Source organism: Candidatus Methanocrinis alkalitolerans, from assembly GCF_029167205.1.
Classification (GTDB): domain Archaea; phylum Halobacteriota; class Methanosarcinia; order Methanotrichales; family Methanotrichaceae; genus Methanocrinis; species Methanocrinis alkalitolerans.
The window spans coordinates 23,385-43,090 of record NZ_JARFPL010000006.1; the positions used below are offsets into that span (position 1 = coordinate 23,385).

Annotated in this window: 26 protein-coding genes and 3 tRNA genes; 25 read left to right on the forward strand and 4 right to left on the reverse strand. The window is 60.8% G+C overall.

Annotation, left to right across the window (positions count from 1 at the left end; genetic code table 11):
• Positions 1 to 34 precede the first annotated feature (34 nt).
• Both P0O24_RS02775 and P0O24_RS02780 read left to right on the forward strand, forming a co-directional pair.
• Positions 35 to 757 carry a hypothetical protein gene (locus P0O24_RS02775; protein WP_316968214.1) on the forward strand — a complete coding sequence of 241 codons (723 nt, stop codon included), beginning with the start codon at positions 35 to 37 and terminating at the stop codon, positions 755 to 757.
• Between the two features lie 58 nt (positions 758 to 815).
• Positions 816 to 2,627, forward strand: a complete 1,812-nt coding sequence (locus P0O24_RS02780; protein WP_316968215.1) for a PINc/VapC family ATPase — start codon at positions 816 to 818, stop codon at positions 2,625 to 2,627.
• A 44-nt stretch (positions 2,628 to 2,671) separates the two neighbouring features.
• Here the strand turns inward: P0O24_RS02780 and P0O24_RS02785 are convergent, their stop codons facing one another.
• Positions 2,672 to 3,820: an NAD(P)/FAD-dependent oxidoreductase gene (locus tag P0O24_RS02785; RefSeq protein WP_316968216.1), complete on the reverse strand. Its 1,149-nt coding sequence runs from the start codon at positions 3,818 to 3,820 to the stop codon at positions 2,672 to 2,674.
• Between the two features lie 89 nt (positions 3,821 to 3,909).
• Here P0O24_RS02785 and P0O24_RS02790 point away from each other — a divergent pair, with 89 nt between their 5' ends.
• From P0O24_RS02790 to P0O24_RS02880, 19 genes are all read left to right on the forward strand, one after another.
• On the forward strand, positions 3,910 to 5,349 hold the full coding sequence (locus P0O24_RS02790; protein ID WP_316968217.1) for a methanogenesis marker 14 protein: 1,440 nt from the start codon (positions 3,910 to 3,912) through the stop codon (positions 5,347 to 5,349).
• Between the two features lie 76 nt (positions 5,350 to 5,425).
• The gene (locus tag P0O24_RS02795) at positions 5,426 to 5,902 is read left to right on the forward strand and encodes a hypothetical protein (RefSeq protein ID WP_316968218.1); all 477 of its coding nucleotides are present in this window, start codon (positions 5,426 to 5,428) and stop codon (positions 5,900 to 5,902) included.
• A gap of 227 nt (positions 5,903 to 6,129) precedes the next feature.
• The gene (locus tag P0O24_RS02800; RefSeq protein ID WP_316968219.1) at positions 6,130 to 6,744 is read left to right on the forward strand and encodes a 50S ribosomal protein L15e; all 615 of its coding nucleotides are present in this window, start codon (positions 6,130 to 6,132) and stop codon (positions 6,742 to 6,744) included.
• A gap of 12 nt (positions 6,745 to 6,756) precedes the next feature.
• A complete protein-coding gene (locus tag P0O24_RS02805) occupies positions 6,757 to 7,173 on the forward strand; it encodes an RNA-binding domain-containing protein (RefSeq protein ID WP_316968220.1) in 417 nt (138 codons plus the stop codon).
• Positions 7,170 to 7,853, forward strand: a complete 684-nt coding sequence (locus tag P0O24_RS02810) for an RNase P subunit p30 family protein (protein WP_316968221.1) — start codon at positions 7,170 to 7,172, stop codon at positions 7,851 to 7,853. The genes P0O24_RS02805 and P0O24_RS02810 overlap by 4 nt, the downstream gene beginning before the upstream one ends.
• Positions 7,850 to 8,386, forward strand: coding sequence for an Rpp14/Pop5 family protein (locus P0O24_RS02815; protein WP_316968222.1), 537 nt, complete (start codon positions 7,850 to 7,852; stop codon positions 8,384 to 8,386). Before P0O24_RS02810 ends, P0O24_RS02815 begins: the two co-directional genes overlap by 4 nt.
• Positions 8,358 to 9,110, forward strand: coding sequence for an archaeal proteasome endopeptidase complex subunit alpha (gene psmA, locus P0O24_RS02820; RefSeq protein WP_316968223.1), 753 nt, complete (start codon positions 8,358 to 8,360; stop codon positions 9,108 to 9,110). The genes P0O24_RS02815 and psmA overlap by 29 nt, the downstream gene beginning before the upstream one ends.
• Before the next feature lie 2 nt (positions 9,111 to 9,112).
• Positions 9,113 to 9,811, forward strand: a complete 699-nt coding sequence (locus P0O24_RS02825; protein ID WP_316968224.1) for a ribosome assembly factor SBDS — start codon at positions 9,113 to 9,115, stop codon at positions 9,809 to 9,811.
• A 22-nt stretch (positions 9,812 to 9,833) separates the two neighbouring features.
• Positions 9,834 to 10,511, forward strand: coding sequence for an exosome complex RNA-binding protein Rrp4 (gene rrp4 / locus P0O24_RS02830; RefSeq protein ID WP_316968225.1), 678 nt, complete (start codon positions 9,834 to 9,836; stop codon positions 10,509 to 10,511).
• Positions 10,512 to 10,516: 5 nt separating this feature from the next.
• Positions 10,517 to 11,275 (forward strand): exosome complex exonuclease Rrp41, encoded by a 759-nt coding sequence (gene rrp41, locus P0O24_RS02835; protein ID WP_316968226.1) that lies wholly within the window; start codon positions 10,517 to 10,519, stop codon positions 11,273 to 11,275.
• On the forward strand, positions 11,272 to 12,051 hold the full coding sequence (rrp42, locus tag P0O24_RS02840) for an exosome complex protein Rrp42 (RefSeq protein WP_316968227.1): 780 nt from the start codon (positions 11,272 to 11,274) through the stop codon (positions 12,049 to 12,051). Before rrp41 ends, rrp42 begins: the two co-directional genes overlap by 4 nt.
• A gap of 3 nt (positions 12,052 to 12,054) precedes the next feature.
• Positions 12,055 to 12,336, forward strand: coding sequence for a 50S ribosomal protein L37ae (locus tag P0O24_RS02845; protein WP_316968228.1), 282 nt, complete (start codon positions 12,055 to 12,057; stop codon positions 12,334 to 12,336).
• Between the two features lies 1 nt (position 12,337).
• Positions 12,338 to 12,475 carry a DNA-directed RNA polymerase subunit P gene (locus P0O24_RS02850; RefSeq protein ID WP_014587687.1) on the forward strand — a complete coding sequence of 46 codons (138 nt, stop codon included), beginning with the start codon at positions 12,338 to 12,340 and terminating at the stop codon, positions 12,473 to 12,475.
• Positions 12,475 to 12,882, forward strand: coding sequence for a Brix domain-containing protein (locus tag P0O24_RS02855; RefSeq protein ID WP_316968229.1), 408 nt, complete (start codon positions 12,475 to 12,477; stop codon positions 12,880 to 12,882). The genes P0O24_RS02850 and P0O24_RS02855 overlap by 1 nt, the downstream gene beginning before the upstream one ends.
• On the forward strand, positions 12,879 to 13,106 hold the full coding sequence (locus P0O24_RS02860; RefSeq protein ID WP_316968230.1) for a KEOPS complex subunit Pcc1: 228 nt from the start codon (positions 12,879 to 12,881) through the stop codon (positions 13,104 to 13,106). The genes P0O24_RS02855 and P0O24_RS02860 overlap by 4 nt, the downstream gene beginning before the upstream one ends.
• On the forward strand, positions 13,103 to 13,465 hold the full coding sequence (locus tag P0O24_RS02865) for a prefoldin subunit beta (RefSeq protein ID WP_316968231.1): 363 nt from the start codon (positions 13,103 to 13,105) through the stop codon (positions 13,463 to 13,465). The genes P0O24_RS02860 and P0O24_RS02865 overlap by 4 nt, the downstream gene beginning before the upstream one ends.
• A 34-nt stretch (positions 13,466 to 13,499) precedes the next feature.
• A tRNA-Arg gene (locus tag P0O24_RS02870) sits at positions 13,500 to 13,574 on the forward strand.
• A gap of 58 nt (positions 13,575 to 13,632) precedes the next feature.
• Positions 13,633 to 13,815, forward strand: coding sequence for a CooT family nickel-binding protein (locus P0O24_RS02875; protein ID WP_316968232.1), 183 nt, complete (start codon positions 13,633 to 13,635; stop codon positions 13,813 to 13,815).
• Between the two features lie 246 nt (positions 13,816 to 14,061).
• Entirely contained in the window at positions 14,062 to 14,613 is a 552-nt protein-coding gene (locus P0O24_RS02880) for a hypothetical protein (protein WP_316968233.1), read from the forward strand.
• Between the two features lie 64 nt (positions 14,614 to 14,677).
• Here P0O24_RS02880 and P0O24_RS02885 read toward each other — a convergent pair whose 3' ends face one another.
• The gene (locus P0O24_RS02885) at positions 14,678 to 15,718 is read right to left on the reverse strand and encodes a deoxyhypusine synthase (protein ID WP_316968234.1); all 1,041 of its coding nucleotides are present in this window, start codon (positions 15,716 to 15,718) and stop codon (positions 14,678 to 14,680) included.
• A 113-nt stretch (positions 15,719 to 15,831) separates the two neighbouring features.
• Here P0O24_RS02885 and P0O24_RS02890 point away from each other — a divergent pair, with 113 nt between their 5' ends.
• From P0O24_RS02890 to P0O24_RS02905, 4 genes are all read left to right on the forward strand, one after another.
• Positions 15,832 to 16,017: a hypothetical protein gene (locus P0O24_RS02890; RefSeq protein ID WP_316968235.1), complete on the forward strand. Its 186-nt coding sequence runs from the start codon at positions 15,832 to 15,834 to the stop codon at positions 16,015 to 16,017.
• The gene (speA, locus tag P0O24_RS02895) at positions 16,004 to 17,875 is read left to right on the forward strand and encodes a biosynthetic arginine decarboxylase (RefSeq protein WP_316968236.1); all 1,872 of its coding nucleotides are present in this window, start codon (positions 16,004 to 16,006) and stop codon (positions 17,873 to 17,875) included. The genes P0O24_RS02890 and speA overlap by 14 nt, the downstream gene beginning before the upstream one ends.
• Before the next feature lie 127 nt (positions 17,876 to 18,002).
• A complete protein-coding gene (locus P0O24_RS02900) occupies positions 18,003 to 18,431 on the forward strand; it encodes a hypothetical protein (RefSeq protein ID WP_316968237.1) in 429 nt (142 codons plus the stop codon).
• A gap of 212 nt (positions 18,432 to 18,643) precedes the next feature.
• On the forward strand, positions 18,644 to 18,994 hold the full coding sequence (locus tag P0O24_RS02905; protein WP_316968238.1) for a hypothetical protein: 351 nt from the start codon (positions 18,644 to 18,646) through the stop codon (positions 18,992 to 18,994).
• Between the two features lie 371 nt (positions 18,995 to 19,365).
• Here P0O24_RS02905 and P0O24_RS02910 read toward each other — a convergent pair.
• Positions 19,366 to 19,438: transfer RNA gene (locus tag P0O24_RS02910), tRNA-Asp, on the reverse strand.
• Positions 19,439 to 19,449: 11 nt separating this feature from the next.
• Positions 19,450 to 19,556 (reverse strand) — tRNA-Tyr (locus P0O24_RS02915).
• Positions 19,557 to 19,706: the final 150 nt, after the last annotated feature.

Below are 19,706 nucleotides of genomic sequence, written 5' to 3' on the forward strand. Positions count from 1 at the left end.
ATATCGGACGCGCGCCTGGGGGAAGGAGTTTGCCATGAATGATGATCCAGAAGAGGCGGACGGACAGGGGGTGGAAGCAAAACAGGGGGAGCTGATCTTCGCCGTCAGGGCGGCTCAGCAGAGCCTCCCCGAGGGGGTGAGCTCCCAGATGGGGGAGATCCTGGCCTTCATTGAGGGGATGGCCCCCTTCCTCGACAAGGAGACTCTTATCAAGATCAAATGCGAGAGCTGCGACCATTACTCTCCGTCCTTCTTCCCCGGCGAGGGCGACTATCTCGTCGTGGAGGCTCACCCTTACTGCCACGCCAAAAAGGAGCTTCTGCACCACCTGAACCTCTTCACCATAGCCAAGTGCCCGGAGCATTCGACGGATGTTCAGGAGCAGCTCCTGGATCTGGCCGAGTCCGTCGTCGAAGAGGACCTTCGACCAGCCCTCCTGGACAAGAAGCTCTACGACAGAAACGCCTTTGCCAGCTACGATGTCGCCTACAGGATGATCCTGGAGCGGGGGAGGGTCTGCATAGAGTTCGGCCACCAGGACGAAGTCGGTTTCGTCCAGAGCGGCATCAAGATATGCATTCTGATACGGCTCGACCCCGGATTCGGCGAGGATTCGGCCAAGATCCGGGCGGTCCACAAGTACGGTCGACCGGTGATGGTGGTGATGGCCGCCCGACAGATAAGGCGACAGATGGGGATCGATGATCTCCTCGCGGGGATAGCCGAGAGAAGGGGGATGGACATAGTCTATCTCTGAGATCACTTTCGGCTTCGATCACAAATACTAAATAACTAACTGAAGGATGTTTATTACAATGGTAGATTGCATAGTTCCTGATACGAGCGTGGTGATCGACGGCAGGGTCTCTGCCAAGGTGGCCACCGGCGAGTATCTGGGAAAACGAGTTGTAGTCCCAGAAGCGGTGGTGGCGGAGCTGGAGGCCCAGGCCAACCGAGGCCGCGAGACCGGGATCAAGGGGCTTGAAGAGCTGAGACGCCTCTCGCAGCTGGCGAAGTCCGGCAAGATCGAACTGGAATACGTCGGCGTAAGGCCGGACTTAGACCAGATCAAGCTGGCGGGAGGGGGCGAGATCGACGCCATGATAAGGGACGTCGCCCTGGACATCGGGGCGTTCTTCCTCACCAGCGACTCGATCCAGTCGAGGGTGGCAGAGGCGATGGGGATCGAGGTCGAGTACGTCCGACCTCAGAGAGGGGAGATCAAACCCATCAGCCTCGACAAATACTTCACCCCCGACACCCTCTCTGTCCACCTCAAAGAGGGGGCGATCCCCCTGGCCAAGAGGGGGAAGGTCGGAGAGTTCAGCCTGGTGAAGATCGCAAACCGGAGCCAGAGCGAGAGGGACCTGCGGGAGATGGTGAGGGAGATCTTCGAGAGGGTCAAGTCCGACCCCGACGCCCACATCGAGATGGAGAAGATCGGAGCCGCAGTCGTCCAGCTCGGCCCCATGAGGATCGCCATCGCCAGGCCTCCTTTCTCCGACGGCCTCGAGATAACGGCGGTGAGGCCCGTCGCCAAAGTCGACCTGGAGGACTACCGGCACAGCGACGAGCTGAAGGCGAGGCTGAAGGAGGCTCACCGGGGGATAATGATCGCAGGCCCCCCCGGATCCGGCAAGTCCACCTTCGCTGCGGGAGTTGCAAATTACCTCCATGACTGCGACTACATAGTCAAGACCCTGGAAGCTCCAAGAGACCTCCAGGTTCCGCCGGAGATCACCCAGTACGGCCCCTTGGAGGGTTCCATGGAGGCCTCGGCGGACATCCTCCTTCTGGTGAGGCCCGACTACACCATCTACGACGAGGTGAGGAAGACGACGGACTTCCAGGTATTCGCGGACCTGCGGATGGCGGGGGTCGGGATGATCGGGGTCGTCCACGCCAACAAGCCCATCGACGCCATCCAGAGGCTCATCGGGAGGGTCGACCTGGGGATGATACCCCAGGTGATCGACACCATCGTCTTCATCGAGAAGGGGGAGGTCTCGAAGGTCATGGACGTGGAGTTCATGGTGAAGGTCCCTTCGGGGATGACGGAGGCGGACCTGGCGAGGCCGGTCATCGTCGTCAAGGACTTCGAGAGCGGAAAGGCCGAGTACGAGCTCTACACCTACGGCGAGGAGATCGTCATCATGCCCATATCCCCGGAGGCGAAGAAGCCCGCCTCCTGGGACCTCGCCTCCCGCCAGGTCGAGACGGAGATGGCCGGCCACCTCAAAGGCCCCTTCGAGGTGAAGATGATCAGCGACTCCTCGGCGGTGGTGAAGGTCCAGGAGAACGAGGCGGCGAGGATCATAGGAAAGTCGGGCAAGAGGATCGAGCAGATCGAGAAGTCCCTGGGGATCCACATCGACGTCCAGACCTTCGACGAAGGCGGGGAGGCTCTGAAGCCCCACATCGAGGACACCGGCCGCCACCTGGCGATCTGGGTCGGCGGTAAGGCGGGGGAGAGGGTCGAGATCTTCGTCGGCAAGGAGCCGGTCTTCACCGCCACCATCGGCAGGAGGGGGGATATCAGGATGGTGAAGTCCTCCGACCTCGCAAAACAGATCATGCTGAGGCTGAAGCACGGCGAGAAGCTGGAGGCGCGGAAGATCCGGGATTGAAGAGGATCGGAGGAAGGGGCTCCTTCGAGAAGCCCCCCGCCCCTTCACCATACCTTCCCCGCCAGGCAGTAGCGGAATAGGAGGTTTAAGAGGGGGGCGTACTTCGGCCTCATGATCCCGGGGTGGCGCAGCCCCCGATAGACGAGCAGGGGGCTTGCGGAGAGCCTTAGGCCTGGGAAGACGAGGCCGTCCATGGCGTCCCCGAGCCGGCATAGTTCGTCGTTGGAGAGGGCCGCGAGGGCGTTTCTCCCTCTCATGTGGAGGCCGGAGGCGACGAAGTCTCTCCTCATCCTCGATTCATACTCGATCCGCTCCGTCTCGCCTCTGAGGAAACGGTCGATGGCGTCGGCGGCTATCTTCGCCGACCTCGCCGCCGGATAGAGGCCGCCGCCGGTGAAGGGGTTGGTGAGCCCTCCAGCGTCCCCGATGAGGACGGCTCTTCTTCGCTGGAGCCTCTCGGCGACGCCCAGGGGTATCGCCCCCCCGTTCTTTTCGACGACGTCGCCGGCGATCCTGTACTTCGATACGAACCTCTCCAGGGTGGGGAAGGTCCCGAAGCAGCCGACGTTGGCGGTCCCCCGCTCGTTCTTGGGGAATACCCAGCAGGAGTAAGAGCGGGATTTTTGGGTGGTGCCGGTGTCGTGGGGGCAGAGGTCGTGGTCGAGGTATGCATAAATGGCGTCGTCCTCCGGCCAGGCGATCTCCATCTGGGCCGCCGGAATTAGCCGGTTTTTCACTTTCATCGACTTTGCCACCCGCGAGGCGGGTCCATCGGCGCCGACTATCGCTTCGGCTCTGATCGTCTCCCCTCCCCGCAGGCGGATCATGCCGGACTCGGGGTCGATCCTCTCGGCCTTCTCGCCGAGGGCGACCTGCGCCCCCGACCGCTCCGCGAGCTTCAGAAGATGCTGGTCGAATTCCGGGCGGTCGAGCATGAAAAGGTCGCACCTCACGCGGTAGCTGGCGAGGTTGGGAAAGACGACCTCCAGGTATCGGATCTTTCCTGTGATAAAGCCGCCGATCTCCGTCGCAAATTCGGGGAGGCAGTCGGAAAAGAGCCCTTCAGCGCACTGCTTTGGGACCCCCACCACCTCCTTTCGATCGATGAGGATTACATCGTGCCCCTTCTCCGATAGAAAGCGGGCCGCCGTGCTCCCCGCGGGGCCCGCCCCCACCACCGCTGCCGAATACACGCGGTCTTCCTTCTCCTGCCATAAAATCAAACTTTCGATTCGGGGCGGGCCCGAAGAGTTTATGCTCTGTAAGTTCCGTTCCCGGATGTATGAGCATCGCCCGTCTCCTCAGATCGAAGCCGAAACCGAGGATCGCCGAGAGCCCCCCGGTGGACATCCTGGAGCTGAAGAAGGAGCCCTACTACATCGTCGCCTCTGTGGAGGTGGGCAACAGCACTACAAAATGCATCCTCACCGCGACGAACATGAAGAACGGCCAGACCCGTATAGTCAACAAGACGGTGAAGATGACCCGGGACGTCCGAAGGCCCAGGCCGGGCGAGGAGGTCTTTGCTCATACCCTCTGCGGCACCCCCCTCACTCGGGAGTCGGTCTCGGAGCTCGTCAGAGACGCCCTCCTGGAGAGCCACGCCAAGGCGAGGCTCTCCATCAAGGACGACCTGAACTTCGTCGTCCGGTCGACGGGGGTCGTCGCCGGCTTCTCGTCGCCCGACGAGGTGGGAACCTTCATCCAGGCCCTCGCCGAGGGATGCCTCATGGCCGGGGTCCCCCCCAGGCTTATGACCCCGGCGATGTCGATCCAGAACATACCGGCGAAGTTCAGGGCTTACTGTCTCATGGACAAGATAGTCTTCAACGGCCCCGTCGCCTCGGTCTTTCCGCCGAAGGGCTCGACGGGGGTCGAGATCGTCGCCAACGAGATGGAAGGAGAGCTCGCCACCGCCGGGATAAAGGAGGGGGCGAAGTGGACCGACGTCGACTACCGAAACCCATGCCTCTCCCTCGACTTCGGGACGACCCTCGACGGGAGGATCACCTCGGCGGAGATGCCCTACGCGAACACCATCGGCAACTTCTGCGGCCTTGCGGGGGCGATCCCCGACGCCCTGATCCAGGGGACGGGGCTCGTCGACCCCCAGACGGGAACCACCCTCGACATCTTCAACGGCAAGAAGGTTAAGATCGATAAACACGCCCGGGATTACGCGAGGACCATCGACGAGCATATAAGGATCGAGAGGGTCCCCGCCGGCAGGACCAGGTACGGCTCCGTCCCCGTCGACCCGGCGGCGGCGAAGAAGATAGGGGTCGTCCTCATAGGCTGCGACGTCGGGGAGAACGGAAGCCTCCTCAACCGTCTCGCCCAGATAGGCGGGGAGATCTGCCAGGAGAGGGGGATTAAGACGCTATTTGGGGCGATAGACGTAGCCGCGGCCCTGACCGCCAGGCGGCTTGTGGAGGTGGCGATGGAGGCGGGGCTCGTCACCAAGGAGACGGCGATGGGGATCACCGGGAGGGCGGGGATCAGCGGCAACAAGCCGGAGCTGATCTTGGAGGAGATCGGATCCTTAAATTTATACGACGTGCCGGAGAAGAACGTCGTCTTCGTCGACGACGGCCTCGCTCGAGGGGCGGCGGTGATGGCGAGGTGCATGAACTCCATGGGAACCCCGAGACACCCTCTGGGGGGCCTCCGGGGCGGGGGGTGCATCCTCAAGAAGAGGATCGATTATGAGGCGAGGACCTGACCATACTTGCGACGAAAAAGGTCGCCGAGATCGATCCGCCTTCGGGAAGGGAAGAAGAGGGGGAGGGGACTCTGGCATGATGGAGCCGGGAGGCGGCGAGGTCCAGCATCCGAGGAGGCAAGACGGATCGGGGGCCACAGATCCCGTCTCATCGATGGGAGATGCGGAGAAGAGGCTGACCGCCCTCTACCCCAAACCCCTGGAGGGGGAGAAAGTCCCCATATCCTTCCTCGCGGCGGAGAAGAGGAAGATAGGCTGGTCGCCGGAGGAGGGGAGGAGCGTCCAGATCGGCGAAGATACCGAGATCGAACCCCTCAAGCGGGTTCGGGAGATAAACGAGGTCCAGATATTCAACTGGCTCACCGGAAGGGAAGGGGTGATCGAGCTATCCGACCGGGAGATGGAGGAGCTCCTCGCCCTCGTCGAGGCAAAGAACGGTGAGCGGCTCGTCTTCACCAGGGTTAAGGTGAAGGGCAGACTTAAGGCCGCCTTCGCCCTGGAAGAGGAGAGGGAGCCGCGCCGGTGGCTCCTGTCGGAACGGCTGAGGGATTGAAGGGCAGAGCCTTCGTCTTCGGGGAGGGGAGAGGTTCAGCTCGATGGCATGAGAGGTGCGGCAGAAGGCTGTAGGTAGAAGGCTGTAGGTAGAAGGCTGTAGGCAGAAGGCTGTAGGCAGAAGGCTGTATGTCGATCGCCTCGGTTCGGAAGCGGTTCTCCAAAAAGGCCGGAAAAGGTTTATCTTCTATGAGCCGATAGGGGGACCGGTCCGGAATGTGACCCGGCATGGTCGAACCGGATGAGGTGAAGCTATTGAAGTCTTTTTATGCATACATCCGCGACGCGTGGAAGACCCCCGGCGAGAGCTACGTCGGCGAGCTGCGGCAGGAGAGGCTCGTCGGGTGGCGGCGGGAGGAGACCGTCCAGAAGATAGACCGCCCCACCAGGCTCGACAGGGCTCGCGCCTTGGGCTACAAGGCGAAGCAGGGGATCATCGTCGTTCGGGTTAAGGTCAGGCGCGGCGGGAGGAGAAAGTCCAGGTACATTAGGGGGCGGCGGACCAAGCACATGGGGATGCACAAGATAACCCCCGCAAAGAGCCTCCAGAGGATCGCCGAAGAGCGGGCCGGCCGAAAGCACCCCAACATGGAGGTCCTGAACTCCTACTGGGTGGGGGAGGACGGAAAGCAGAAGTGGTACGAGGTGATCCTCGTCGATCCGTTCCATCCGGCGATAGCCTCCGACTCCAACCTCTCCTGGATAAGGGGCGCAAGCCACAGAGGCAGGGCTAACCGTGGGAAGACGAGCGCCGGAAAGCGGGGCAGGGGCCTGCAGAAGAAGGGGATCGGCGCCGAGAAGGTCCGTCCCAGCATAAGGGCCCACGATAGCAGAGGAAAGTGAGAGGAAAGTGATTTGATTCACAGGGTGACCTTTCGAGCCTTCGTCGCCTCCACCGAGGACGATGGAAAGGTGAGAGAGGCCCTATCCCTCTTCGTCCCGAAGGGCTCCGTATCCAAAACCTCCGCCGTCGGCCATTTCGGAAACGAGATCATCATCCTATCCGCCACCCTCGGGAAGAAGGAGGGGCTGAGGTTCTTTCTCCTCCTCAGGGAGGCTCTCCCTGAGGGGGATATGGCCAGGCTGAGGCGAGAGGCGGCCCAGAGGGTCGACGATGACTGCAAACTCTACCTCCGCCTCGACAAACAGGCGGCCTGCGAAGGGGAGGTCCGTCTGGCAGACTGCGGCGACGCCATCTCGGTCTCTGCTCATCTGGAATCTTATCCTGCGAGGCGAGATAGGGCTTTGAAGGTCGCCGAGGACCTTTTATGACGTATTTCGAGTGCAACCTTCACACCCTTCCGGACGGCTCAGACTCCCCCAGCAGGATGGCCCTGGCGGCGAGGAAGCTCGGCTACTCCGGGATCATCATCACAAACCACAACGCTACCGTCCCGCCCTTCGGCTCCGACGGCGCGAGGCTCGCGGGAGGGATCGAGGTTGTCTTCGGCGCCGAGATCGTGGCCGCAGATCAGAGGGCGGTCCACTCCAGGGCTGCGTCCCTCCGCAATAAGGTCGCCTTCATCGCCGTCCACGGGGGAGACGAGAAGATCAACCGGGCCGCCTGCGAAGACCCCAACGTCGACATGCTCGCTCATCCCCAGGGCGGAAGGGCGGGGATCGGGGTGGCGGCGGCGAGGGCTGCGAGGGATAACCAGGTGGCGATATGTCTCGATCTGGGACCGATGATCCGCCTCCGGGGAGGCGGGAGGGTCCGTTGGATGGAGGCGGTCAAAAGGGACCTGGACCTGGTAAGGAAGTTCGACCTCCATCTGATGATATCGACGGGCGCCGCATCTCACCTCGACCTTCGATCTCCCCGGGAGGCGATGGCCCTGGCATCCCTCCTGGGGGTGGAGAGGGACCGGGCCCTTGACGCCCTCGCCCTCCCCAGATCGATCCTGGACCTCAACCGGAGGATGTGGGCGTCGGTGGGGGTGGAGGTCCTTTGAGGAGCTGGCTTCCGGTCCTCCGAGATAGGAGGAGGTATCTGGCCATCGAGGTGGAGGCCGAGGGGCGGATCAGGGCGGTGGACCTGACAAGGGAGGTCCGGTCCGCCCAGACCTCCCTATTCGGCGACCTGGGGGCTGCAAAAAACCGGCTCCGGATAATCTCCTTCGACGGAAGGTTCGGCCTTCTCCGCTGTTCCCACGATAGGACGGAGGAGTGCAGGGCCCTCCTCGCCACCGTCCATTCCGTCGGGGGGACGAGGGCGGCCATAAGGGTGAGGGGGATTTCGGGGACGATCAAAGCCGCGACAGAAAAGTATATACCGCAATCGACCTTACAGCCCGACGAAAATGAGAGAAGAGTCGATTTAGGGCTCGTTTCTGGATCTGTTGTCCGCGTTCATGGTCGTGAGATCGACCTGGCTCCAGATGACCAGAAGATAACGGAAGGATCAGGCACACGGTACGTGGGACTGACCTCTTTTGATTTATGCGGAGAGGATATTGATGCAGATGGCACCTCAGATGGGTTATGATAGGGCTATAACGGTCTTCAGCCCCGACGGGCGGCTGTTTCAGGTGGAGTACGCCCGCGAGGCTGTGAGGAGGGGCACCACCGCCGTTGGGATCAAGGCCGTCGACGGCGTGGCGGTACTGGTGGACAAGAGGATTACCAGCAGGTTGATGGAGCCGGAGTCGATAGAGAAGATATTCCAGATCGACCAGCACATCGGCGCTGCTACCTCCGGCCTCGTCGCCGACGCTCGAGTCCTCATCGATAGGGCCCGGGTGGAGTCTCAGATAAACCGGCTCGTATACGACGAGAGCATAGGGGTCGAGGTCCTGGCCAAGAGGATCTGCGACTTCAAGCAGACCTACACCCAGTACGGCGGGGTCAGGCCCTTCGGGACGTCGCTTCTCATCGTCGGCGCTGACGAAGAGCGGGTGCGGCTCTTTGAGACCGACCCTTCCGGCGCCCTGCTGGAGTACAAGGCCACCGGGATCGGGGCCGGCAGGTCCGCCGTCATGGAGATCTTCGAGGAGAAGTACCGGGAGGATATGGACTGCGATCAGGCGATCCTCCTGGGGCTTGAGGCGCTGTACAAGGCTGCCGAGGGGAAGTTTGAGGCCTCCACCACCGAGATAGGGGTGATCAAGCTTGAAGAGAAGCTCTTCCGTAAGCTCGAAGAGGAGGACGTGGCCGCCAGGGTGGAGGAGATGAAGGCCGGAATCGGCGGCGAGGGCGTCGGAGAGGAGTGAGGATGGTCACCCTGGAGGAGGCGGTGACGGCCAGGCTCAAGACCCACGGCGCCGTCTTCGAGGTTCTGGTGGACCCCGAGGGTGCCATGTCCTTTCGTCAGGGCGATAAGGTGGAGGTCGAGAAGATCTTGGCCGCGGAGGACGTCTTCGAGAACGCCAGTCGCGGGGACAGAAGCTCCGAGGAGGATCTCCTCGGGGCCTTCGAGACGACCGACGTTTTGGCGATAGCCGCAAAGATCATCAAGAAGGGCGAGATCCAGCTGACTGCAGAGCAGAGGAAGAGGATCATCGAGAATAAGAGAAGGCAGGTCGTCCACCTCATCGCCATGAACGCCATCAACCCCCAGACCGGGACCCCTCACCCCCCCGCCAGGATCGAGCGGGCCATGGAAGAGGCCCACGTCCACGTCGATCCTACAAAATCCGTCGAAGAGATGGTCAACATCACCATGAAGGCCATAAGGCCTCTAATACCGATAAGGTTCGAAGAGGTGGACGTGGCGGTGAAGATACCGCCGGCTTACGCCCCCAAGGCATACGGCGAGGTCGCCACCTTCGGCAAGCTCCAGAGAGAGCAGTGGCAGAACGACGGATCTTGGATCGGGGTCGTTCGGATCCCGGCCGGGCTTCAGAACGAGTTTTACAGCCTGGTCAACCGGCTCTCCAAAGGGGACGCCGAGACGAAGCTACTGAAACGATGACGGTTTTGACCGAGGACTTTTAATGGATCGCATGGATCGTAACGTGGTGGTGCCCGGGGACCTCCTCTCAGATGACCCTAAAACGGCGGGAGAGGGCACTTACGTAAAGGACGGGAAGGTCTTCTCCCTCCTCTACGGGATGGCCAGCAGCTACAAGGATAAAGTGCGGGTGATACCTCTCGCCGGAAAGTACGTCCCCTTGCCGGGAGATACGGTGGTGGGCGTCGTCCAGGACATCGTCTTTTCAAACTGGATCATCAACATAAACTCTCCTTATGAGGGCCTCCTCCACATATCCGAGCTGCCGAGGAAGATAGAGATGAACGAGATGTCCAAGTACCTGCGGATAGGCAGCACCGCGATGATCCGGGTCAAGGACGTCGACTCCACCATGAAGGTGGAGCTGACCATGAACGATCGAAGGCTCGGGATCCTGACGAGAGGGAGGGTGGCGGAGATAAGCCCCACCAGGGTTCCCAGGCTCATCGGGAAGGGCGGCTCCATGATAAACATGCTGAAGAAGGAGCTGAACTGCAACATATTCGTAGGGCAGAACGGCAGGATCTGGGTCGACGGCCAAGACGACGACATGGACCTGGCCCTGAGGACGATCCTCATCATAGAGAAAGAAGCCCATACGACGGGGCTCACCGACAGGATAATGGATTTTCTGAGGGTGGAGAAAGAGGCCAGAAGTTGATCGGCATGGATGAGAAGTTATCATTTTTCAAAGACGGAGTTAGGCTCGACGGGAGGCGCTCCGACGAGCTGCGACCCATCAAGATCGAGGTGGGAGTGCTGGCGAGAGCCGACGGTTCGTGCTACATGGAGATGGGCGACAACAGGGTGATAGCGGCGGTCTACGGCCCCAGGGAGGTCCATCCCCGCCACCTCCAGGAGGTGACCCGGGCGATAGTTCGGTATCGGTACAACATGGCCTCCTTCTCCGTAGAGGAGAGGAAGAGGCCAGGTCCCGACCGGAGGAGCAACGAGGTCTCGAAGGTCAGCAGAGAGGCGCTGGAGCCTGTGGTGCTGACGTCATACTTCCCAAAGTCCGTCGTCGACATCTTCGTCGAGGTCCTCCAGGCCGACGCCGGCACCAGGACCGCCGGCATAAACGCCGCCTCGGTGGCTCTCGCGGACGCGGGGATCCCCATGAAGAGCCTCATATCCTCCTGCGCCGCCGGCAAGGTCGACGGCGAGATCGTCCTCGACCCCATGAAGATCGAGGACAACCTTGGAGAGGCGGACGTTCCCATAGCCATGACCCCCGGCGGAGATATCACCCTCCTCCAGATGGACGGCCGGCTGACGAAAGACGAGCTTAAAAGAGCTGTGGATCTGGCGAAGGCCGGATGCCGGCAGATCTACGAGATCCAGAGGAAGGTTCTGGTGGACAGGTACAGCCACATGGAACCGGAGATCTGCGATGAGGCCGTCGCCATGGCGGGGGAAGAGATATGAGCGACGTCGTGATGGCGGAGATCAGGAAGGACTACCTCTACCACCTGGTTTTGAAGGGCGAGAGGGCGGACGGCAGACGCTTCGATGAGTATCGAGATATCGTCCTCGAGACGGGGCTGATAAGGAAGGCCGACGGCAGCGCCCTCGTCAAGCTTGGGAAGACCCAGGTGATGGTGGGGGTGAAGATCCAGCCGGGGGAGCCTTTCTCGGACACCCCCAACAAGGGGGTCATCATCACCAACGCGGAGCTCGTCCCCCTCGCCTCTCCCAGCTTCGAGCCCGGCCCCCCCAACGAGGTGGGCATCGAGCTCGCCCGGGTCGTCGATCGGGGCGTCCGGGAGTCGGGGGCCATCGACCTGGAGGCGCTCTGCATCACAACGGGCGAGAAGGTCTGGATAATCTTCATAGACGTTCACATCCTGGACGACTGCGGAAACCTCATGGACGCCTCGAGCCTCGGAGCGATCGCGGCTCTCATGACGGCGAAGGTACCGGCCGCCCAGTACGGCCTCGGCGAGGATTACCCTCTTCCGGTGAAGGACGTGCCGGTGGCCACCACCGCCGTCGAGTTCGGAGACGCCATCATCTTCGATCCCGACACCGACGAGGAGTCGGTGGCGGACACGAAGCTGACGGTGATAACCACCGCCGACGGGTCGATATGTGGTATGCAGAAGAGCGGCCCCGGATCCATAAGCCAGGATGCCATCCACCGCATCGTTGATATAGCATGTGAGAGGGCTAAAGAGATCCGGGAGAAGTTTCTGGAAGTATAAATCATGGTCAAGAAGTTCAAGAAGGGCAGGAAGACGAGGTCCGCCGGAAGGTTCGGCCCTCGGTACGGAAGGAAGATCCGAAAGCTGGTCGCAGATATCGAGGAGAGGAGCAAGAAGAGGTACGACTGTCCCGTATGCGGCCGGATGCAGGTGAAGAGGGAGGGGACCGGGATCTGGAGGTGCACCAAGTGCGATCACACCTTCGCAGGTGGAACTTACATCCCCGTCACCTCCGTCGGCCAGTCCGTGGCCCGATCTGTTAAGAGGGCTGTGGAGGCTGAATAGCTTGGCCTACAGGTGCACCAGATGCAAGAAGACCGTGGAGGTTGACTACGAGTACAGCGGCATCAGGTGTCCCTACTGTGGCCATCGGATCCTCATGAAGGAGAGGCCCACCACCGTCAAGAGGATGAAAGCGGTCTGATGAGGTTCACCACCTCCAGGAGGCCCTCCCCCCGGACGAGGAGGCTCGCCCGGACTCTGGCGCGCTTTCTCGGCGCCGACTACATGACCCGCGGCAAGTCCGGCCTCGATGATGATGGGGTCTGGATGGTCGTCGTCGAAGGGGACGGGAGCCCCACGGGGATCGCCAGAAGGTCCAGAGGCGAGGAGGAGGTCTTCCGCTTCACCCTCTCCTGCGAGGGCGGATCTAAGAGGCTGAAGATGACGAGGCCGGTGGTGGTGGGGGCTGGGAACTCCGCGAGAGATCTCGCGGAGTTCTTCGACCTCGACCATGCGGCGGAGGCTGCAGCCGGAAGGGCGATCAGGGTATGCGACGGATTCGTCGATTTCGTCGACGGCGGGGATCTGATCCTGAGGCTGAATATATGAAGGGGATCGGCGAGATCGTCTTCGAGGTGGAGGACCCCGAAAGGGTGATGGCAGCCCTCGCCCCCGAGGCGGAAGATCAGGTCCAGAAAAGCGAGATAAGCCTCCATGCCTGTGAGGAGGGGCTCCTCCTCAGGATCGAGAGCGATGACGTCGTCTCTTTCAGGGCCGCCATGAACACGTGGATCAGGTTGGTCGATATAGCATTGGATATGGTGAAAGTATGAGCACCGAATTGCCACCACAGGTACAAAACCAGATAGCACAGCTTCAGCAGCTTCAGCAACAGGCTCAGACGCTGCTGAGCCAGAAGAGCCAGATAGAGATGATAATCCGGGAGACGGAGTCTGCGGTCAAGGAGCTGGAGGCGAGCGATGAGGGAGCGGTTATTTATAAGAGCGTCGGCGAGGTACTCTTCAAGGCCGATCGGGCCAAGCTGATCGAGGAGCTGAAGGACAAAAAAGACGTCCTCGACCTGAGGCTGAAGACCCTCGAAAAGCAGGAGGAGCGGATCCAGAAGCGGTTCGGTCAGCTCCAGGATCAGCTGAAGGTCTCCCTGGGGCAGAAGCTCCCCGAAGCTGCCTGAAATTCGATTTCGATCACGGTTTCGGTCGTGTAGCGGGCCCGTGGCTTAGCCAGGATATAGCACCGGGCTTCTAACCCGGGGGTCGTGGGTTCGAATCCCACCGGGTCCGCCTGCTACTTAAATTTTCGAGATGGACGGGATTTACGGGATTTTTCGAGGTAATTATCATGTGCGAGCTATCCGTTTTCATGAAGGGCGAGAAGGAGAGCCTGATGGAGGGGGTCGTCGTCCTCTCCACCAGAGGAGAGATGGTCCTGATGGAGGACATCCTGGGCAGGACCAAGGAGGCAAAAGGCAGGATCGTCGAGGTGAACATCTCGGCCCAGAGGGCATTTTTGGAGCCGGCTTAGGTTTCCGGTCATCGGCGCATCAGTTGATCATCCTCTTCGCGTCGTCCTCGAACTCGGCGTAACTCTCTGCCTTGTCCGACGAGTCCACGAAAGGATAGCTAATAAGCGATTAGATTTTGCTCATCATTCTGAGATTGGGGCTACAATCTCTTCGTATCGAATCGATGGAAGCCCTGCCCCTTCAGGGGTAGGGAGCAGTCACCCAGCAAAGCCTTTATCTGGCTTAAACCGACCTACCTAGCTCTCATGAACCTGAAGTACGCGGTTTGCATGCTGATCATCGCTGGAACGGTCCTCACCGCCGGCTGCATCAGCTCGGATGAGGCCGGAGGCGAAGGGCCGAGGGTGCCGACGGAGAACCTCCCCGAGGGCTTCACCTTCATCGCCGTCATCGACGACTCGACCCCCGGCATAAATATCGAGGACGAGATCGCCGATTTCAGGGGAGATGAGGATATCGGCGCCGTCCGGGCCGCCATCGGCATCTACCAGTGGGCAGAGATGGGCAGCGGCTACGACTCGAAGATAACGGTGATGGACTGCGAGAGTGAATCGAAGGCGGAGGCTGCCGTGAATAACTACATCGGCCAGCCGAAGTTCGAGAAGCCGCCCTTCGTGGGGGTCGACCGGTTCGGCACCGCCGTCGTCAACGGCCGCGAGGTGACGGAGATCAGGTCGGCGGTCGGAAAGGAGCTGAAGTATATCTACATCTGGAACGAGGGCGACCAGGTCGTCCTGGTGGAGGGGAACGGCGATCGGGACGGCAGCATAGAGCTCGCGAGCGCCACGGCCTCCTGATAGGAGAGCCCCCCCGCCTCCCCTTTATATTATACTCCTTCTTCTCTCCTTTATCCGGGCATTATCAGCTGTCCCCGTATCTGAGGGTGAGGTCGCCTTCTTCCCAGGCGTAGCGCGGAGGCTTCCTGCGCCGGATGGGGCTCTCGTCCAGGGCGTGGACGACTATGGGGAGGGCGATGGTGGCGTCGACGAAGACCTGGATCATCCTCGCCTCCTTCGAGATCTTCCCCCAAGAGACCCCCTCGCTGAAGGTGCAGCCGGAGAGCCCCCCGAAGTGGGGCGGATCGATGGTGTACTGGATGGCGTAGTTGTGGCCTCCCCGGTACCTGCCGGAGAGGTCTGCGACGACCTTCGTCTGCTGGATGAAGTTCTTGGGGACGCCGCCGCCGACGAAGATGACCCCGGTCTGACTGGACTTCTCGGTGATCTGGCTGATCTCGTCGACGTCTCTTATCTGGTCGACGACGACCCGGTGCCCCTCCCTCCACGCCAGGACCATCCCTATCCCGATGGAGCTGTCGGATAGGGCGGGAACGTATATCGGAACCCCGGCCCGGCGGGCGCTGCCGAGGATGGTGGCTGCAGGCATCCTCTCCCCCAGCATCTCCATCATCTCCCTGGAAGAGTAACCTCTTCCGGGATCGAGGGTCTTGACGAACTCGGCGACGTACCTGTCACCCCTCTGCAGCCCCGCCTCCGAGACGTATACGTCGAATATCCGATCGATCCCCTCCTCCCTCAGATCCCCGTCGTCGGCGGCGGGGTCGCCCCGGTAGTGGACGACGCCGAGCCCCTCGCAGAGGTCGTGGAAGAGGTTCGCCCCGGTGCTGACGAGGCAGTCGACCATCCTCTCGGAGATGAGGTGGGAGATGATCTCTCGGAGGCCCGCCGGCACCATAGCTCCCGCAAGCCCCATGAATATGGTGATCTCCTCCTCGGCGAGCATCCTCTCCCACGCATCCACCGACCGGCCGAGCTGGCCGGCCTGAAACCCGAGGTTCGACATGTCCGTCGCGAGCCGGCGGACGCTCCGCCCTCCCATCTTTATGGTGGTGGCGAGCTTATCGACGTCGCGAAAACGGTGGTCGTGATCATTACCCGTCATTTTAATCCCGCGACATGGGGATCGCCCCCAGGACTATTAAACGTTGTCACGGAGGGGCGTTTTATTTTATAAAATAATCTCGACATCGAAGTTATATATCGTGATCGCCCTCAATGCCAAGCTCAAGTTCAAAGGTCGGCGTTTCAGCCGGGTTTTTTCCCGGCGGCGGCGGTGCAGGGGTTGATATTTCCATGACGAGGTCAAGGGTTTATAAATGCATCAATGGGGAGGGCGATATCAAAGGGGGACGGTCGAAGAGGGCTGCAGTCTGCAGGAGGAGGGTGGATGTGGACGATTGAAGACTCTGAGAACCTCTACGGCGTCGAAGGTTGGGGAAACGGTTACTTCGCGATAAATGAGCAAGGGAACCTGGCGGTATACCCCCGGAAGGAGGCGTCTGGGGGGGTGGACGTGATGGAGGTCGTCCGCCGGATCGACGAGTTGGGCGTGGCCGAGTTTCCTGTCCTCTTTCGATTCCCCCAGATCCTGGAGGACAGGCTGGAGGAGATCAACGGAGCCTTCCTCGCCTCGATGGAGGAGCTGGAGTATCGGGGCGGATACAGGCTCGTCTTCCCCATGAAGGTCAACCAGAGGAAGGAGGTGGTGGAGTACATCGCCACCGGCGGAAAGAGGTTGAACGTCGGCCTGGAGGTGGGGACGAAGGCGGAGCTCCTCGCCGCCCTATCTCTGGGCCTCGGCCCCGAGGCTCTGATCATCTGCAACGGCTACAAGGACAGCGACTACCTCAAGCTCGCCCTAAAGTTCGGAGATGCCCACAATATCGTCATCGTCATCGACATATTCGAGGAGATCTTCGACCTCATCCGGTGTTCCAAAGAGCTGGGGTCCAAGCCGATCCTCGGCCTGCGGACGAAGCTCTTCTCCAGAGGCTCGGGCCGCTGGGAGGAGTCCGGCGGGGAGCTCTCCAAGTTCGGCCTCTCCACCGCCGAGATCCTGGAGTCGATCCGGATCCTTTCGGATAACGGGATGATCGACCGGCTGAAGATGCTCCACTTTCACATAGGCTCTCAGATCACGGACATCAGGAAGATCAAGATCGCCATGAACGAGGCGGCCAGGATCTACGCCAAGGTGAGGAAGGTGGCGGATGTGGAGTACTTCAACGTCGGCGGGGGTCTCAGCGTCGATTATGACGGATCCAAGACCCCGACCCCCGCCAGCGCCAACTACACCCTCCAGGAGTACTCCAACGACGTCGTCTACACCCTCCAGAGGACCTGCGATGAGGAGCAGGTCCCCTGCCCCACCATCGTCTCCGAGAGCGGCCGGGCGATCGCCGCCTACCACTCCTTCCTCGCCTTCAAGGTGATCGGAAAGAAGAACTCCAAAGAGGGGCTCGATGTCGTCGCCGAGGAGGATGACCCGGTCCAGATAGAGGATATGCGCCAGGCCCTCGATAACATGGATCTGGAGAACTACGCCGAGTTCTATCACGACGCCCTCCACTACCGTGAAGAGCTCTTCGACGCCTTCAACCTGGGCAACATCGGCCTGGAGGAGAGGTCCAAGGGAGACCTCCTCTTCTGGAAGGTCTGCCAGAAGGCCGCCTCCTTCGCCGATGCCGACGAGAACGACTCCGAGGAGTTCGAGAGCCTGAAGAAGCTCCTCAGCAAGAAGTATATCGGAAACTTCTCCTTATTCCAGTCCGTCCCGGACATGTGGGGGGTCCAGCAGATATTTCCCACGATGCCGCTGCACAGGCTCCACGAGGAGCCGAGGGTGAGGGGGACGATAGCCGACATCACCTGCGACTCCGACGGCGAGATCAGGAGCTTCGCCGGGGAGAACGCCGACTTCCTCCCCCTCCACGATCTCCTGGAGGATGAGGACTACTACCTGGGAACCTTCCTCCTCGGCGCCTACCAGGACACCCTGGGGGACTTTCACAACCTCCTGGGATGCGCCAACGAGGTCCACGTCGTAGTGGAGGACGGTGGCTGGCGGATATCCAGGGTTGTCCGTGGGGACGCTTGCGAGAAGCTCCTCCGGTTCTTCAATTACGACCCCGAGGAACGTCTCGGGGAGATGGTGGCGAGGTGCTGCGGCGACGAGGGGGAACGGGAGAAGGCGACGGAGATGATCCGAAAGGCCCTCGGCGAGTACACCTACTTCAAGAAGAGGTACCTCCGGGCTTGATCCGGGGGCTCGATCCTTCCCCGGATCAGCTCATTTTCTTCACCGGGAAAGGTTATGCCTCCTCTTTGGCCGGAGCATCGCGAAGAGGGCGACAAGGTCTTGTATCTTCGGGCCGACAGCTCTATTGATGTTCTTCGGCCGCGGTAAGGGGGATCTCAGGGCGTTCGTCAGCATAAATTACGGATCCGACCGGATCAGGCAAGTGGCGCTGAAGGTCCCTCCAGGAACTTCCGTCCTCGATGCTCTGTTGGCCGCCGCCGACGTCGAGATCTCCCGAGAGGAGAGCGCCGTCGGCGGATGCAGGTCGCAGGTCGCCTCCATAGACGGCTTCTCAAATGACATCGACCACGTTTGGCTCTACTACGTCTTCGAGAGGGGGGGGTCTAGCTGGCGGATCCCAAAGGAGATGGCCGACGGTCTTATGGTCTCTGAGGGGATGAGGATCGGCTGGAGGCTCTACAACCTCAAAGAGGGCAGTCCGGTCCCCAAGGAGGGCCCCCTCTGGTCGAGCCGCTGCGCCAGCAAGACCAGAACCTGCGGACGGAAGTTCTCATGACGGTGGTGGGGGGGCGCGACCCGCCGGGGACGGGCCCATCCGTCAGCGGACCAAAGCGATGGTCTCTATCATCATTATGGAAGGGAGATCGCGGCCGTTGTGGCGGGGCTCCGATAAAACTAAGTACGTTACACCCTTAATCAATTGCTGGAGGAATTCGGCGTATGGATGATTATTGGGCAATTTGGAGCGAAAAACTCCAGCAGATCACCATGCCCTATGAAAGTCTCGAAAGGGGGATGGCACCTCCAATACTTCTCGGAGAGGACCTCGTCGAGTACTACAGATGCCTTGAGAGGCTGATGATGCCCCTCTCCCTTCTGCAGGAGAACCGGGAGTCTCCGGGGGATCGGCTGATCGGAGCTTGCGAAGTTCTGGAGGAGAGGCTCGAGATCTTATCGAAGGCCCACCCCTGGTTTTCAGAGGACGAGTCGACTCAGGGGATGATCGACCTTTTGGAGATCCTCACCGCGAGGCGTAACGTCGAGGTGGAGGCGGTGGAGGAGAAGATAAGAACCATTGAGAGGAGGATCGTGGAGCTGGAAATGGAGCCCGAACTTTGACGGTCGGAGGCCTATGGCAGAAGAGGAGTGCTCTCCGCCCCGAAATGGGGGTAAGAGGGTCGAGTATGCCCCCGCCCTTCCGGGGGCAGGAGCACCTCTATCGCCCTCGATCTTGCGGCGAGGTCGTGCATCTTGAGCATCGAGGGCGCGGACGTTGGTCCTCTGATGGATAGATGGAATGCCTATACACGACAAGCCAAAGTTATATTATTCAGTAATAAACTTTTCGGCAGAACTACTACGAAAACTGATCTTCGGCCGATGAATAGATCCTCTGATATGGCTTCCGCATGGCCAATAGATCCTCTGATATGGCGAGATGATCTCAGAAGAGGAGGGCGCCAGGTCCCAAAGGTTGCGCCCTCGTTTAACGCCCGGACCGGGAGTCGAACCCGGGTCGAAGCCTCGACAGGGCTTCATGATAGGCCTCTACACTATCCGGACTCAAAGCTAGGTCCCGCCTCCCAGATTCGAACCGGGGACATCGCGGTAGCCGCACGGTGCACCAAAAGGTGCGAAACCTACTACAGCCGCGCACTCTACCAGGCTGAGTTAAGGCGGGTCCAACTCTGCAACGCGACTCTCGTATTTAGCCCTTTCGATTCATACGGGCGTGACGCATATCCGTTTCCGAAGGGGGAGGATCAGATCTATAAGCGGTCATCCCGGTCTCTTTTGGGGCCGTCTTGGACGGCGACCCTCAGGCGGAAGG